The organism is Bacillus sp. 1735sda2 (assembly GCF_024159245.1).
In the GTDB taxonomy this organism is placed as follows: Bacteria; Bacillota; Bacilli; order Bacillales; family Bacillaceae; genus Bacillus; species Bacillus pumilus_O.
The window spans coordinates 3,913,962-3,929,790 of sequence record NZ_JAMYWZ010000001.1; the positions used below are offsets into that span (position 1 = coordinate 3,913,962).

Here is a 15,829-nt window from a genome sequence, read left to right on the forward strand (position 1 = left end):
AAAGTCTACAAGCTTTTTTGTATAATAAGGGTAATAACAATAATCTGTGGGGGATAAACATGTTATCGAAACGTGAAGAAGAAAGAAGAAATCAATTAGAAGTAGTGGCTTTAGATGAATTAGTGCCTGAAGATCATCTTGTGCGGAAAATTGAACAAGCAATCGATTTCGATTTCATTTATGATCTTGTCAAAGATCATTATAGTTCTAATAATGGTAGACCAAGTGTTGATCCTGTTGTTCTCATTAAGATGGTCTTAATCCAATATCTATTTGGTATTCGCTCTATGCGTCAAACCATTAAAGAAATTGAAACCAACGTGGCTTATCGTTGGTTTATTGGATATGGGTTTTCGGAGAAAATTCCGCACTTTTCTACCTTCGGTAAAAACTACGTGAGACGCTTCCACGATACAGATTTATTCGAACAAATTTTTTATCGAATCTTAAGAGAAGCGATGAAAAAAGGGCTCGTTGACCCGTCTATCGCCTTCATTGATTCGACTCATGTCAAAGCGAACGCCAATAAGAAAAAACTTGAAAAGAAAATCGTTCGAGTTGAGACAAGAAGTTATCAAAATCAGCTTCATGAAGAGATCAATATTGATCGTGAGGAACATGGAAAAAAGCCCTTACCCCTACAGAATAAAGAAGAAACAAAAGAAATTAAGGTCAGTACAACTGACCCAGAGAGTGGCTATTATGTAAAGGATGAACGTGAAAAGTCATTTGCTTATTCATTTCATACGGCTTGTGATTCAAAAGGATTTATTTTAGGCTCGCTGGTCACAGGCGGAAATGTTCATGATAGTCGTATGTTGGATTCACTCGTATCAAAAGTGACAGAGAAAGTCGGAAAACCAAATGTAGTCGCAGTAGATGCTGGATATAAAACACCTTACATCGCTAAGTTCTTAATGGATCAAGAGATAAGACCTGTCATGCCCTACACTCGTCCAAGAACAAAAGCTGGTTATTTGAAAAAGAATGAATACGTATATGATGCATATTTTGATTGTTACATTTGCCCCAACGGGCAAATTCTCTCTTATCGTACAACGACTAGAGAAGGCTATAAGCAATATGCATCCGATTCAGAAGTATGTGAGTCCTGTTCGTTTTTAGATAACTGTACCCAAAGTCAAAACCACACCAAACAAATTCATCGGCATATTTGGCAGGATTATCTAGATGAAGCAGACAATCTGAGACTCACTGAAATAAATAAGAGCATCTACGCAAAACGGAAAGAAACGATTGAACGCGTTTTTGCGGATGCAAAAGAAAAGCATGGTATGCGTTGGACGAAACTTCGTGGACTAAAAAAAGTTTCAATGCAAGCGATGCTTACTTTCGCTGCCATGAACCTTAAAAAACTAGCAAACTGGACATGGAAAGTACCATGTCCAGCGTAAAACACATGATGTTTTTCAAAAAAAATGTGAAAACCCCACTTTTACTTGAAGTAAAGGTGGGGTTTGTCTACGGTCTGAGCACAGCCTACTGCAAAGGCTGTGCTTTTTTCTATCTATTATGACGCACGGCGTTTCTTTCGTGCATAAATCAATAATAAGAAACCAAACCAAACTGGTGTTAACAAGAGCGCCGGACGTGTTGCATCCGCAAACAGCATGATCACTAAAATGGCAGCAAAAAGGACAAGAACACAAATGTTTACAAAAGGTGTGAACGGTGCTTTAAAGGTAGACTCCTTATGCAGTTCAGGACGTGTCTTCTTATATTTCAAATGGCAAATTAAAATAATACTCCATACCCAAATGAAACAAATGGCACTGATGGTTGTAACAATACCAAAGGCTTGCTCTGGAATCAGCTTGCTTAAAAGAGCACCGACCGAAACTACAATCGTTGAAACGAATAGTGCATTACTTGGTACAGCGTGCTTGTTCAGACGGCCAAAGGAAGATGGGCCTTGTTTTTGATGACTGAGATTATACAAAATTCGGCTCGTCGAGAACATACCGCTATTACAAGCAGAAGCCGCAGACGTTAGGACAACAAAATTAATAAGTCCCGCTGCTACTGGAATTCCAATCAGACCAAAGGTTTTTACAAAAGGACTTTCTGATGCACTGAGCTCAGTCCATGGATTGATACATAGTAAGACAAAAATGGCGCCCACATAGAAAAAAAGAATTCTTAATGGAATTTTATTAATCGCAGACGGGATGTTTTTTTGCGGATTGGCTGTTTCTGCTGCGGACACACCGACCAGTTCCACTCCCACATATGCAAAGATGACCATTTGGAATGACAGTAAGAAGCCTGTGACACCATGCGGGAATAGTCCGCCGTGTGACCAAAGATTCGTTACCGTCACCGGCCCTGTATCTGTTTGAAAACCAATGATTAAAAGAACAATTCCAACGCCGATCAGCAATAGAATCGTAATCACTTTAATAAGTGCAAACCAAAATTCCATTTCTCCGAAAAGCTTCACCGTTAATAAATTAAACCCTAGTAAAATCAACAAACAAATGATAGCAGGAATCCATTGCGGGATGTCAAACCAATACTGCACATACACTCCGACCGCAATCACATCCGCCATCGCGGTCATAATCCAGCAAAACCAATACGTCCACCCTGTCACGAAGGAAGCCCACGGACCAAGGTAGTCCTCTGCAATATCGGTTAATGACTGATAGCCTGTCTTCGATAAAAGCAATTCACCAAGTGCCCTCATGACGAAAAAGATCGCCATTCCGACAATTAAATAAGCAAAAATGATCGATGGACCTGCCAATTGAATGGCCTTTCCAGAGCCTAAAAACAGCCCAGTTCCAATGGTTCCACCAATTGCAATCAACTGAACATGGCGGTTTGATAAATCTCGTTTTAATTCTTGTTGTTCCAACGCTAACGCCTCCTACGACACGATCTTATACTGAAATAATGAACTCTCAAAAAGTCCATAAAAAAAGAGATTGGATGCGCTCCAATCTCACGGTCATAAAAGAATAGCAAAATAGAGAAAAGCAATACACGGCATCATCCATGCATTACAAATACAATATTTCGTACTCTTCTGTCCTTTTGCCTGAGATTGTGAACCCTTCGGCGCCGCACATACATGCGGTCTCTCCAGAAGCTGCTCCTGCTATAGTGTGACCCACAGCAATCATAGCCTTCGTTATTTTATTAAAATGTTGCTATTTCTGAATAATTTCATATTTTACGCCTCTAAAAGAAACCTGTCAATGGAAATTTTTTATGAGTAACGGTTGTAGCCATATAACTTCACTTCATCAATCCCTCTTGATTCATGTATAATAAATCAAAAGATGTTCGGCGAAGGAAGTTGGTGTAATCAAATGAAGAAAATGAACAAACAGCGCGTCACATTACAGGAAGTCGCCAAGCATGCCGGTGTTTCGACTTCAACGGCATCACTTGTTGTTCGAAATAATCCTAGAATCTCTGAAGCCACTCGAAAAAAAGTACTGCAATCCATGGAGGACTTAGGATACGTTTACGACCGTGTTGCTGCCAACATGCGATCAAAAAGCTCAAATATCGTGGGTGTGATTGTCACGGATATTTCTAATACCTTTATGTCTGAGTTTTTAATTGGCGTGCAAACCACGCTTGAATCACTGGGCTATACTGTTCTACTTGGTACGACCTTTGACAGTGTCGATAAGCAGGAGCGGCTCATTTCCACAATGGTAGAGCACCGAGTGGGTGGAATTATTTTAAACCCAGCTTCAAAAAGCTCTGCACGCACGGTCAAACAATTAAATCAAATTCGCACCCCAAAAGTACTGGCAAATCGAGAATTATCAGATGTGCAATGTGACTATGTCGGTGTTGATTATGAACAAGGTGCTTGGATGGCGATTCGTCATCTTCTTCAAAAGGGGCATCGGCGTATCGCCTTCTTAGGCGGCATCAAGACCTCATCAACTTGGATTGAGCGGATGAAAGGTTTCAAAAAAGCCCATGACGAAGAAAATCTGACGATTGATGATTCTCTTATTATAGACATAGAACCTACTCGTGAAGGCGGGAAAGAAGCACTTGCCCAAGTGATGGATCAGCCTGAGCCTCCTACTGCTATTTTTTGTTTTAGTGATCTAGTCGCATTTGGAGTCATTCAAGAATTATCAGCACGGGACATTAAGCCTGGTGAAGATATCGATGTGGTTGGATTCGATAATGTTCCTGAAGCGGAGATGTACCATCCGCCGCTCACCACTGTTTCCTCCTTCCCCCGATCCATCGGGGTAAAAGCAGCGAACCTTTTATATCATAAAATGAACGAACAGGATGAAGAGCTGCAAAGATTGATCTTAAAGCCTCAACTTCATATTAGAGAAACCGCTCCCTCATCATGAAAAAGAGAATTGTGTGCAGCAATTCTCTTTTTTTATTGATCAAGTCAACGATTTCTTTGTTTCATTTTTCTTTTTTTAAATCACAAAGTCATAAACTTGACACATTTAAAACACAGGAGTATATTTATCTCGTTGCTTCTTTTAGTATATCGTTATACCTAATTCATCATATCGTTATTTCTATCAAAAAACAGTTGAGAACGATATTTTATGATTCTGATCAAATCATGAAGTTTCACTTTCTAATCAAGACTGTTATTATTTTTTACACTTTAGTAGAACGATGTACTTAATGAAAGAAGAGATGAATATTCATTAATTTACTCTCATCAATCACACAAGGGGTGTTGTGATGGACTTATGTACATGTAAGGAAATAACAAAGGGTAGACAAAGAATTTGACCTTAAAGGGGTTTCAAATATAGGAGTGGGAACATGAAAAATCCTTATATTAAATCATCAATTGGTATGTACTTAAACTACTTCATGCTTGGCATGATCAATATTATTATAGCTTCCAACATGGACAGCTTATCTGGACGCTACCATGTAGATATTCCGAAAATTAGCTTGCTTGTATCGGCGATCGGAATTGGTAAACTCATTGCACTCTTTTTCTCAGGCCGGTTAGCCGACAGCTGGGGACGTAAGCCTGTCATTATTACAGGGAATTTTCTTTACTTATTATTCTTAATCGGTATTCCAACGACAACGAGTTATACACTGGCATTTATCCTTGCGATTTCAGCAGGTATTGCAAATTCACTGCTTGATTCAGGAACCTATCCTGCTTTGACTGAGTCATTTCCGAAAAAAGCAAGTTCTGCGTCTGTTTTAGTGAAAGCGTCTGTATCCATTGGGGCGACAGTTCTTCCATTTATCTTGGCGTTCCTAGTGGCACATGACATCTTCTGGGGCTGGGCGTTCTTTGGACTAGGGCTTCTTTATTTACTTGTTGGGATTTACTTAATCTTTATGCCCTTCCCGAATCATAAGCAAGTTTCTTCACAAGACGCTCTTCCAGTACAGGAGCAGCTGAAGGAAGAACCAAAAATGCTTGGCGAAGGCTTAGCTGTTGTACTCATGGGATTCACGTCGACTGCATTGTTTGTCGTATGGCAGACATGGCTTCCGCAGCTCGGGTCAAAACTAATCGGACTTGGCACAGAACAAGCCACACAGCTTCTATCTTATTTTAGTATCGGTGCACTGGTATCTGTTCTCTTGCTGTCGATCGTTTTAGATAAATTCATTTCACCGATTATGGTAGCGATCATTTATCCAATTGGGGCGTTCCTTGCAATGGTTTCACTTTTCCAAATCGAAACATACAGCATTGTCATTGTCAGCACCTTTTTCTTAGGGCTATTTACAGCGGGAATCTTCCAGCTAGCGATGAGTATCATGATGAAACTATTCCCGACAAACAAAGCAACGGCTTCATCCTATGTCAACATTGCGGCAAGCTCTGCGTTTATCCTCGTGCCGCTCATTACAAGTGGATTGGTCAGCACGTACGATATTAAAATGACGTTATTTTTCGATATGATCATTGCGGTTATGAGCGTATTGCTAGCGGTCTTTGTTCTTGGGCGCATGAAAAAATTATTTAGATAATTGAAGGAGATGTCAATCATGACAAACATACATGAACGTAATATTGATGGAAAAACAAAATTAGTCGGTCTTCTAGCTACACCAATCGGGCACAGCCTTTCACCACGGATGCATAACCTTGGCTATACACTAACAGGTATCAACTATGCTTATCTTGCATTTGAAGTAGGGAATGATGAACTAGAAGCAGCCGTATATGGTATGAAAGCAATGGGTGCAGCTGGATTTAACGTCTCAATGCCGAACAAAATGAAAGTACTAGATTACTTAGACGAACTAGACGATTCTGCAAAATACACACGTGCAAGTAACACCGTTGTCAACAAGGATGGTAAGCTCATCGGTTACAACACAGACGGTCTTGGATATGTGAGAAACTTGGTTGAACATGGCGTTGAATTAGCCGGTAAAAAGGTCACTCTCGTTGGCTCTGGTGGTGCGGCGACTCCGATTGCGATTCAGCTTGCACAATCTGGTATTCGTGAAATTAGTATTTTTGCTCGCCAAGATCAATACTTTGTTCAAGCCGAAGAAAATGTAAATTACATCAACAATGAAATGAAATCCTTTGGCGTGAAAGCTAACATTTTCCCACTTGAAGACAAAGACGCGTTCCGTCGTGAAGTAGCAGAAAGTGCAATCCTGGCAAATGGGACAAGCCTTGGCATGAAACCACTAGATCAACTCAGCATTATCGATGATACACTTGATGTACTTCGTGAAGATTTGATCGTGACAGATGTCGTATACAACCCGCAAAAAACAAAGCTTCTTGCGCAAGCACAGGAAGCTGGCGCCAAAACCATTAACGGTCTTGGAATGATGCTATGGCAAGGTGCTCTTGCTTACAAACTCTTTACTGGTGAAGATATGCCAGTTGATCAAGTAAAACAAATTCTTTTTGAAAATGACCGTTTCTAAAACAAAAAAAGACGACTTCCTATGCGGAGGTCGTCTTACATTATTGACAAAGGGCTAAAATGAAGATCATTTTAGCCCTTGTCTTCTTTTCAGCGTGAGAGAAAACCTTTGCAGTCTAGGAAGAGCGGAGCGAATTTGACATTCGCACCGTCGACAACCCTGACAACGAATGCGAGGGTTTGTCTTCACGCTGAGACGATTTCCGACAGGGGTCGTCTTTTTTTAATCATGTACCATGATTTGACGGTATCGATACAGGATATACAATGCGCCGATAATGGCCGCAACAGCCACAACTGCATCGAACATAAAGATTTGTAAAATGGACGAGTGACTCTGAATTAAGCCTGTTACGACTGGGATGACGATAGCCGACACGCCACCCGCTGTGGAAATAATCCCTGTCATCGTCCCTTTGTTTTTCCAGAAAAATTCAGCCATCACAGTTAACGTCAGCTGAAAAACTCCTGCTGTTGAAAATCCCAATATAAAAGCATTGACGGTTCCGATGACCGGGGATTTCACGACCAAGAGTACACAAATAGAAACTAGTGTAATGATTGGATAGATCAGCAGCACAGTGACCGGACGGACAAAACGGCGCAACAGAAATGCGAGCATCACGACAGACAGCAGCCCGCCCATGCTATAGTAACTGAGCAGTTTCACAGCACTGCCCGATGTCATACCCAATATGGCCTCACCGTAAGTAGGAAGCCATATTTGCGGCAACGCATATAACCCATTTGACGTAAAGCTGATCATAATGAGCGCCACCCCTTCTCTCCAAAATGTAGGCTCTGTCGAGAAGCGCGGAAGTCCGTCCTGCTCCGTTACCTGGACTTGTTCCACCTTGCGATGATTTGGAAATGGCAAGGTCCATAGCATCAAGACATTCACAAGATAGATCAGAGCAGGAACAAAAAATGCCATTCCATAAAACAAATCATGCTCTGCCAAAAAGAAAATCGCAAGTGGCAAAATAGTTGCCCCAATGGATATAAAGGCCTTCACCATCACATTCGCAGATCCCGAGTTTTGCGGAAAAGCCTCCATTAATGCAGGATACGTTCCTGCGTCCATTGCCGAATTCGCGACCCCTGCCAAAATGGCAAATGCAAACGCGATTTGATAATTTGGAGACAACGGAATTCCGATGAGGAACACAGCCATCAGCACACCCGAAACCAAAATGACAGGCTTTCGCCCAAAACGATCTGATAGAACACCCGATAAACCATACGTGAGCACCCTACCAATGCCAAGAGCCGAAATCATATAACTAATTCCTGCACTATTTGTATCTAACTGTTTGATTAAAAATGGCATATTGGAAGCCAAAATGATATTGACCATACCTAATAAAAAGTAATTCATATATAGACTAGAAGCCGTTCTCACATACGGATTCCTCATCCTGACACACCCCTCAACACCATCGCAATGAAGTGACCATTTATAGATCTTATATGTGAGGAAGAACAGCTTTACAGCCTTCACGTTCATACATCTCATCATGTCATGCAGCTCACCGCTTACATGCCCTTCATGTATCAAGCATTTCTTCAATTTTTCACTGATCTTATTTTATATGAATGTGAAAGGTAATGATAGTGAATTGCTTAAATTTGAGAGGAATTGATACAAAAAAAGGAGTGGCAGGTGTCCACTCCTTTTTGATCGTCTACCAACTTTGACGGTTGACTCTTAATCCAAGTAAAAACTTTTTAAGTGTTCGATAGAAAACCTTAATTCTCGATTTTCTCAATATTTACGCTTGGAATTGTAATATTACCATCTGTCGTGGATTCATATGTAATGACACCCTCAGAAGTACCCATAAAAGTAATTACGTCTCCTTCTAAGACTCGCGATTTAACGAGATCAGCTTGATAAGCGCCATAAACAATATCATTGTAATATTCATCTACAGCTACTCTTATTTCTGTCGTACCGTCACCTTCCATGACTTGGACAACTTCACCTTTAAATTTCACTTTTTTTCCTTTATATTTTTCAGGTGTTCTAGCCAATTGATCGTAAGTGATACCAGTATCGTAACCCTTTTTCTCTTGTTCCTCAGCTTTTTTCTTTGCTAATTCTTCTTTCTTTTTCTCTTCTTCTTTTTTAGCTTTTGCTTCTTCTTCTTTTTTCTTTTCTATTTTCTCCATTTTTTCTTTTGCATCAGCTTCGGCTAACTTTGCATATGGAGCTAACTCATCTACTTTTTTCTGCAGAGTTTCGTTTTCTTTCTTTAGTTTTTCACTTGCTTTTGATGGTGAGGAACCAGACATTGCCGATCCGATAAACATAGCAACAATGGCTACTACAATATACTTCCAACTTTTCTTTAAAAACTTCATTTTAAACTTCCTTCCCTCATAACGATATAGTGTTTCATCACAAATTCAATTTCCTGAAACGAACATTTTTGGATGATAATATCTATATCGGTTGGCAGAAGAAATTTTTAACAAAAAATTAGATATTTGTACTCAAATAATTGTTTAATCGAACCAAAAAATATAACTTTGGGACTATTCAAGCAAAAGTTAAATAAAAAAGCTATGGTTTATGCAAACTGTGCACCCAAATTTGTTATTTCTTACACACCCCAAATACTTAGCTCATGATAATATTCCGTTCGTTCTATGCATAATCCAATAAAAATGCGTTTTCTGGAAGTGTCATATAGCTTCATTCATGAAGTGCTTTCTTCTGCTTTTTCTTTTTAGAGTTTCAATTTTTTTAGACTTATTATTCATAGAAGTCACCTTTTTGGAGATAGCCATACATCCGTTTTATTTGTAATCATTGACAGGTCCTTTATCCATCAATACCTCAATTTCATTAGAAGACTTCATTTTTAATTTCGGTCTGCGCTCAGAGTTTGGTTTGCTGTAAAGCTCAAGTGGGCGGATGATTACACCATCATTTGTATTTTGAAGCATACCTGGCACACAAGAATAAATACGATCATTGTCATTGGCATGTTTGGAATGAATCGTCACAGACGTTCCTTGATGATTATCGATACTCATAGATACTCTATATCTATAAAAAGAACCTGTCCCGTTTGATTGAGCAGAATAAACGACTGGAACGACAGCAAGGATATCATCATTTAACCGAAGTTTAATCACTTCTGTTTTCATTGATTCATGGTCTCTACCGACATCTCCCATATGCTCAACAGCTCCGTTGCCGTAACTTTTGAGAGCAGGAATTCCTTTCGCACCAAACATAGCCACATCTACTTGCTTTCCTGACTTTGTGTAGACCAATGCATAAATATCATAATCGGTGCCAGACTCCCAAGATACTGTCGCTGTGATCTCAGGCGTTTTCTCAATGATGATCGGTTTATGACCTTTGTCTAGACTTATTTTACCTTGAACTTTTTCTAAACTGATAGGTGCAGCGACTTGCTCTTTAGCTGTTGCCTTCGTTTGAGCAGGATCATCAATTGGTTGTTTTTCAGGAGCCATTAGTGGTGTAGACATCTCCTGTTCATCTGGCTCAACCTCCACACCATAAAGCTTGCATAGCCCTTCCAGCCCAGAATCGAATCCCCGCCAGATTGATCGTGCCTTCGTATCACCATTTCTTATATACAGCTCCACTACGACAATGCCCTTTTCATTCGTAAAGTTTACTGGTGTTAGATAAAACACTTCGTCGTCTGTTCGAATTTCTGCTTGCAATTGCTTCACTTGAGAAAAGCCTGTTCCTTGATCTTCTGTTAATGTAATAGCCATCTTTGTGATTCCAGCTGGCACTTTGCTCATATCAAAATTCAATTGATGCCTTTTCAACTGACCTGATACATCTGCTGGTAAAAGTGCCGCTGCACCTGAAGCACTCTCTGGTTGATTGTAAAAAATAATGCCATGATCTCCTTCAACCTGATCCGAATCTGTTAAAAGAAATGCCGTTAAAGAAATATCAATGTCAGATGATCCTTCATAGCTGATGGATACCTGCCCCTTTGGAGAGTTTAGTACGGTATTGGCTCCCATTTGCAGAGTGTGATTCATTACAACAACTCCTATTCTTTATCTACCATTTAACGTTTTTATAGATCAATTATACCAAATAATGTAATGAAACCTATTCATTTCTTTATCTCTTTTCAACCACTGCAGCGATATGAGACAATGCTAACTAAAAACAAACCACTCTCAAAAGGAGAATCAATATGTATAAAAAAATCATTCCTGTTGTTATGGTCATATTCGTCCTTTGGATTCTTCTTCAAATATCCTTGAACATGGAGATCTTTCAAAATCCAATGAACTATTTTGTCGTCATTACTCTCTTTTTTCTTTGTATTCAGGCATTAATAAAACTTAAACAATAAAAAATTACTCTGGCACATACACTTTTTTCAAAGGTAATAAAGATCTTGTCTCTGTTGGCATTTCCTCATACCAATGTACAATAAGATTGACGAGTTCTTCTAAGTCCAATAGATGAACTTCATTATGTTTTGCAACAGCTTTTGCATGAGAGGTAAATCCGCCAGTAGAAACAAATAAACTATTTGCATTCATGGGGTTGGCTCCTAATAGTTGTTGCACTTCTGGTGCACTAGCTGAAGTTTTTCGATGCTTGACTTGTACTTTAATAATAGGTTTTTCAAACCCAAATGCATCTTTATAAGCTAATACATCTACACCGCCGTCAGGACCTTTTGGACTTACACGAACATTGTATGACATGGCTTGCAGTAGGCCCCCGACTAAGTCTTGCATCTTCCACGGGTCTAATTTATCCACCTTATCTGCAATCATCACAGTTGCTTTGCTGACTAAATCTTCAATAATTTCATCTTCTTCGGTTTCATCTTCGGATGCCGGTATAGAAGTAGGGTTTTTCAGTAGGCGTTCAATTTCTTCTCCCCAATCATCTACACGAAAAACTGTGGATATAGAACCGAGGCTGTTTTTAGCTGATTGGCTAAGAGAATCTCGTTTCACTGCGATTGGTTCCCAGTTGACTTGAATATGATTTGGATACATTTTATCCCCTGCTGCTTCATCAAAAAAATGTGGAGCAGTCACCGTACCAACTCGGTATTCACGGCTTTCTTTTATGTATGTAATAATTCGATCTCCCTTTTGAATTTCTCTACTAAACCTCCATACCTGACTAACCCAGCTTCTCCTCGTAAAAGGTTTGCTCTCGGCAAAGATGACATCAGCTCGGGCATTCATCTCTTGCTTTGTTTGATATTGTTTTGGATTACCTAATTTCGGCCAACCGATTGATGCTAAGCCTTTTTCTTCCCACATCGGAATTAAATCATTCTGGTCGCCTGCACGAATCATCCACCATTTCGTCATTTATGATCTCTCCTATTCCACTCTTCTTCTTTCTTACTAAATTATAAGACTTTTATCTAGTGAAAAAAAGGATAGACACACCAATTTTTCCGAAAGAGTGCAAAAACCCGAACAAGCATATACCACGCTCATTCGGGTTTCTATTTTTTCCTTTATTACACTTCTTCACCATTCGTGGCAATGACGTTTTGATACCAAGTAAACGAATCTTTTTTGAGTCTCTCCATTGAGCCGTTGCCTTCGTTGTCGCGGTCAACGTAGATCATGCCGTAGCGTTTTTTCATTTCACCTGTTGTGAAAGACACGATGTCAATGATACCCCAAGGTGTGTAGCCAATCAGGTCAACACCGTCGTATTCGATGGCTTTTTTCAGTGCTTCGATATGAGAAGCGAGATATTGAATTCGTTCTGGGTCATGAATGGAACCGTCATCCTCCACTTGATCAATGGCACCAAATCCATTTTCAACAATAAAGAGCGGGATTTGATAGCGATCGTAAAAACGATTCAGCGTATATCTTAAGCCTGTCGGGTCAATGGACCAGCCCCAGTCACTTGATTTGATATAAGGATTGTCTACTCCATGCGGAAGGGCTCCGTTGACAATGTCTCCGTCGTTATCAGACACTGCATCACTTTTAACCGTCGTCGACATGTAGTAGCTAAAGCCAAGATAATCTACTTTCCCTTTTCTTAAGCTTTCTTCATCGCCTTCTTCAAACGGAATTTGATAGCCTTCGCGTTCGAATTCTTTGAGTGCATAGCTTGGATAGTAGCCCCGAACTTGTACGTCTGGGAAGAAATAGCGTTGTCTCATATATTCTTCAGCAAGCATGACGTCCTCTGGATTTGAGGAATACGGATAGATTGGTACGTGAGATACCATTGCACCAATTTGAAAAGCAGGATTGATTTCTTTGCCTTTTGCTACTGCCCATGCACTTGCTAGTAATTCATGATGTCCTGCTTGATACATAATTTCTTTGGCATTTTCGCCTTCTTTGATAGATACTCCTGAGTTTGTCCATAGGAACAGCGGGTTGTTGACATCCATTTTGTTATTGATTTCATTAAATGTCATCCAGTACGTGACCTTGTCCTTGTAACGATTGAAGCACACTTCAGCGAATTTCGCGAAGTATTCCGCCACTTTTCGACTTCTGAATCCGCCGTATTCTCTTGCCAAATGAAGCGGCATCTCAAAGTGAGACAGTGTAATTACAGGCTCGATGCCATGCTTGAGCAGTTCATCGAATACATCATCATAGAATTGTAAACCAGCTTCATTCGGTTCCGCTTCATCTCCCTTTGGGAAAATCCGGCTCCAGCCAATGGATGTACGAAGGCATTTTAAGCCCATTTCGGCAAACATCGCGATATCTTCCTTGTAACGATGGTAGAAATCGATTGCTTCATGGTTCGGATAAAATTTGCTTTCTTCTATCGTCTCCGTAATTTGTCTCGGCACTCCATGGGCTCCGGCTGTCATTACATCCACAACACTTGGACCTTTTCCTGCTTCATTCCATCCACCTTCAAATTGATGTGCAGCTAATGCGCCGCCCCATAGGAAATCTTTTGGTAATGTCATTATCTATTCCTCCTATTTCACAATTGTTATCATGACGTCCATTGGCTGTATCACTACTAGTATATGTACATTATAATTATACCGGTACAATTTATCAATACATATATAATTTCATTTAGCATATCAAAGAAAAATCGGTATGTGCTATAATCAAAGACAATAAATCGTGAAAACAAAGAGGAATAGCTATGTTAAAGTATCAACAAATTGCGAGCGATATTGAAAAATATATTGTCACCCATGAGCTACAGCAAGGAGACAAGCTTCCTGTACTCGAAACCCTCATGAGCCAATTTGCTGTGAGCAAAAGCACCATTATTAAATCATTAGACTTACTCGAAAGAAAAGGAATTATCTATCAAGTGAGGGGCAGCGGCATCTTTGTTCGAAGACACAGACGCAAAGGCTACATCAGTCTTTTATCCAACCAAGGGTTTAAAAAAGATTTAGAGGAATTTCAACTGACTTCAGAGCTTTTAATGCTAGACACCATCAAACCGCCCGAAGAAGCAGCGCTTAATTTGAATATTGAAGAAGATGAGGATGTTTTTTATCTCAAACGCACCCGTTATATCAATGGACAAACCTTATGTCTAGAAGAATCCTATTACCGAAAAACCATCATTCCCTATCTCAACACAGAAATTGCCGCCGATTCTGTTTTTAAATTTATCAGTGAAGGCCTCGGGCTCAAAGTCGGCTTCTCGGATATGTACTTACAAGTAGGAAAACTGAATGAAACCGAAGCAAAACACCTCGGCCTTAAACAAGACGACCCCGCTCTCCGCGTCGAAACCGTCTTTCATCTCACAAACGGCCAGCCTTTCGACTTCTCAAAAATCACATATAACTACATGCAATCCCAGTTTTTTATTCAGGCGAATAATTATTATGGGTGATGGATGGAAAAGACCCCTCATGGCTAAGGGGTCTTTTAAAGTGGACAATTTATTTGTAATAGTTATAGTCATTAAACGTTGCTATCATATCTTCTTGTGTTCCTTTTTTACCACGATTCGTATTAAAATATAATGTTCCGTCATCAAAATCGACAGCTTCTATTTCAAAAAGAGTAAATGCACTGCTCGTAATTCGGAATGAAAGATCTTTTCTCGTAAACAATTCTTTTGAAAAATCCTTTGTAGCTGTCTCCTTTTGCTCTTTGATCATTTGATTAATATTTAGCGGATATGTGAGAATAACACTCACATTAGAAGCTCCTCCGTTAGTATCCGGTTTAGATAAAGGCACATATAATGTTCCTTGGTAGAATGAGATTCCTTGAAGAATGTATTTGGACACATCGACCACTGATCGGTTTACGACAGCTTTTGTATAATTTAATGCAAATGTTGCCTCATATTCAAACTGTCCTTTTTTGTCATTAAAATTCCCAATAAAAAAGCGATTGCCAGACCTTACAATAAACTTATCGGTTCCTACAGAATATGTGATGCCACTAATTGATAAATTCGCCCCTTGGTACTGCAGGACATAGGATTTAGCCACTTTGTACGTATTTTTCTTCGTGTTCACACTTAACTTCACTATTTTTTTTACATACTTTACACCATCGGTCATCGGCGCTACATACAAGCTAACTTGTTCATCACCTTTCTTAGCTTTCACAGCTAGGTCATTCGCATGTCCTAAATCATTGATAGTACTGTTGGTGTCAGAGTTTTTAAGAAGCTTAACCATTCTTTTGCTGGACGAGCCGTTCATTTTTGTCGAGTACAATTGTGTCAGATGATTTGACGTATTTATTTTTGCTGAATAAATCGTATTATTATTACGATCTACAGCCATCCCTTGCATAGAAGTGTAAAACCCAGAACCAGACATTGCAGAATACGTTGTATACGTATTGAAATATCCTGATTGAGCCTGTACAGTAGTAGACCATATACTGCAGAAAAAGATGACAGCCATTGAAATGATAATCTTTATTTTTTTCAAAAAAACACGCTCCTATCAATGAAATTTGTATCATTT

The 15,829-nt window shown here is 39.6% G+C and carries 13 protein-coding genes and 1 riboswitch; of the genes, 6 read left to right on the forward strand and 7 right to left on the reverse strand.

The genetic code is table 11. The features are described 5' to 3' along the window. The first annotated feature begins 59 nt into the window (after nucleotides 1-59). Entirely contained in the window at nucleotides 60-1,415 is a 1,356-nt protein-coding gene (locus NKR21_RS20455) for an IS1182-like element ISBpu1 family transposase (RefSeq protein ID WP_253602405.1), read from the forward strand. Nucleotides 1,416-1,531: 116 nt separating this feature from the next. On the opposite strand, the gene NKR21_RS20460 is transcribed toward NKR21_RS20455, so the two are convergent. After that, a complete protein-coding gene (locus tag NKR21_RS20460) occupies nucleotides 1,532-2,878 on the reverse strand; it encodes an amino acid permease (protein ID WP_144457269.1) in 1,347 nt (448 codons plus the stop codon). Between the two features lie 161 nt (nucleotides 2,879-3,039). Further along, nucleotides 3,040-3,119: riboswitch (glycine riboswitch) on the reverse strand. A gap of 216 nt (nucleotides 3,120-3,335) precedes the next feature. On the opposite strand from NKR21_RS20460, the gene NKR21_RS20465 reads away from it, so the two are divergent. From NKR21_RS20465 to NKR21_RS20475, 3 genes are all read left to right on the forward strand, one after another. After that, nucleotides 3,336-4,358 (forward strand): LacI family DNA-binding transcriptional regulator, encoded by a 1,023-nt coding sequence (locus NKR21_RS20465; protein ID WP_088001884.1) that lies wholly within the window; start codon nucleotides 3,336-3,338, stop codon nucleotides 4,356-4,358. Between the two features lie 436 nt (nucleotides 4,359-4,794). Beyond that, entirely contained in the window at nucleotides 4,795-5,976 is a 1,182-nt protein-coding gene (locus tag NKR21_RS20470; RefSeq protein ID WP_144457271.1) for an MFS transporter, read from the forward strand. Between the two features lie 18 nt (nucleotides 5,977-5,994). Next, nucleotides 5,995-6,897 (forward strand): quinate/shikimate dehydrogenase, encoded by a 903-nt coding sequence (locus NKR21_RS20475; protein WP_144457273.1) that lies wholly within the window; start codon nucleotides 5,995-5,997, stop codon nucleotides 6,895-6,897. Nucleotides 6,898-7,119: 222 nt separating this feature from the next. Here the strand turns inward: NKR21_RS20475 and NKR21_RS20480 are convergent, their stop codons facing one another. The 3 genes from NKR21_RS20480 to NKR21_RS20490 form a co-directional block, all read right to left on the reverse strand. Further along, complete coding sequence (locus NKR21_RS20480; protein WP_012011849.1) at nucleotides 7,120-8,313, reverse strand: MFS transporter; 1,194 nt, start codon at nucleotides 8,311-8,313, stop codon at nucleotides 7,120-7,122. Nucleotides 8,314-8,645: 332 nt separating this feature from the next. Further along, nucleotides 8,646-9,260 (reverse strand): hypothetical protein, encoded by a 615-nt coding sequence (locus NKR21_RS20485; protein ID WP_119125627.1) that lies wholly within the window; start codon nucleotides 9,258-9,260, stop codon nucleotides 8,646-8,648. A 438-nt stretch (nucleotides 9,261-9,698) separates the two neighbouring features. After that, complete coding sequence (locus NKR21_RS20490; protein ID WP_144457275.1) at nucleotides 9,699-10,934, reverse strand: TerD family protein; 1,236 nt, start codon at nucleotides 10,932-10,934, stop codon at nucleotides 9,699-9,701. A gap of 161 nt (nucleotides 10,935-11,095) precedes the next feature. Between NKR21_RS20490 and NKR21_RS20495 the strand changes: the two genes are divergently transcribed. Then, on the forward strand, nucleotides 11,096-11,257 hold the full coding sequence (locus NKR21_RS20495; protein ID WP_012011852.1) for a hypothetical protein: 162 nt from the start codon (nucleotides 11,096-11,098) through the stop codon (nucleotides 11,255-11,257). A 4-nt stretch (nucleotides 11,258-11,261) separates the two neighbouring features. Here NKR21_RS20495 and NKR21_RS20500 read toward each other — a convergent pair whose 3' ends face one another. Both NKR21_RS20500 and bglA read right to left on the reverse strand, forming a co-directional pair. Further along, on the reverse strand, nucleotides 11,262-12,242 hold the full coding sequence (locus NKR21_RS20500) for a restriction endonuclease (RefSeq protein ID WP_012011853.1): 981 nt from the start codon (nucleotides 12,240-12,242) through the stop codon (nucleotides 11,262-11,264). A 155-nt stretch (nucleotides 12,243-12,397) separates the two neighbouring features. After that, entirely contained in the window at nucleotides 12,398-13,837 is a 1,440-nt protein-coding gene (bglA, locus tag NKR21_RS20505) for a 6-phospho-beta-glucosidase BglA (RefSeq protein ID WP_119125629.1), read from the reverse strand. Between the two features lie 185 nt (nucleotides 13,838-14,022). On the opposite strand from bglA, the gene NKR21_RS20510 reads away from it, so the two are divergent. Further along, entirely contained in the window at nucleotides 14,023-14,733 is a 711-nt protein-coding gene (locus NKR21_RS20510) for a GntR family transcriptional regulator (RefSeq protein ID WP_144457277.1), read from the forward strand. A 49-nt stretch (nucleotides 14,734-14,782) separates the two neighbouring features. On the opposite strand, the gene NKR21_RS20515 is transcribed toward NKR21_RS20510, so the two are convergent. Continuing rightward, the gene (locus tag NKR21_RS20515; protein ID WP_186299655.1) at nucleotides 14,783-15,793 is read right to left on the reverse strand and encodes a hypothetical protein; all 1,011 of its coding nucleotides are present in this window, start codon (nucleotides 15,791-15,793) and stop codon (nucleotides 14,783-14,785) included. Nucleotides 15,794-15,829 lie beyond the last annotated feature (36 nt).

Bases quoted from the DNA above. Each gene is read 5' to 3' on its own strand.
- NKR21_RS20500 (WP_012011853.1), bottom strand. From the start codon at position 12,242: ATGACGAAATGGTGGATGATTCGTGCAGGCGACCAGAATGATTTAATT.
- NKR21_RS20490 (WP_144457275.1), bottom strand. From the start codon at position 10,934: ATGAATCACACTCTGCAAATGGGAGCCAATACCGTACTAAACTCTCCA.
- NKR21_RS20470 (WP_144457271.1), top strand. From the start codon at position 4,795: ATGAAAAATCCTTATATTAAATCATCAATTGGTATGTACTTAAACTAC.
- NKR21_RS20475 (WP_144457273.1), top strand. From the start codon at position 5,995: ATGACAAACATACATGAACGTAATATTGATGGAAAAACAAAATTAGTC.
- NKR21_RS20480 (WP_012011849.1), bottom strand. From the start codon at position 8,313: ATGAGGAATCCGTATGTGAGAACGGCTTCTAGTCTATATATGAATTAC.
- NKR21_RS20495 (WP_012011852.1), top strand. From the start codon at position 11,096: ATGTATAAAAAAATCATTCCTGTTGTTATGGTCATATTCGTCCTTTGG.
- NKR21_RS20510 (WP_144457277.1), top strand. From the start codon at position 14,023: ATGTTAAAGTATCAACAAATTGCGAGCGATATTGAAAAATATATTGTC.
- NKR21_RS20465 (WP_088001884.1), top strand. From the start codon at position 3,336: ATGAAGAAAATGAACAAACAGCGCGTCACATTACAGGAAGTCGCCAAG.
- NKR21_RS20455 (WP_253602405.1), top strand. From the start codon at position 60: ATGTTATCGAAACGTGAAGAAGAAAGAAGAAATCAATTAGAAGTAGTG.
- NKR21_RS20485 (WP_119125627.1), bottom strand. From the start codon at position 9,260: ATGAAGTTTTTAAAGAAAAGTTGGAAGTATATTGTAGTAGCCATTGTT.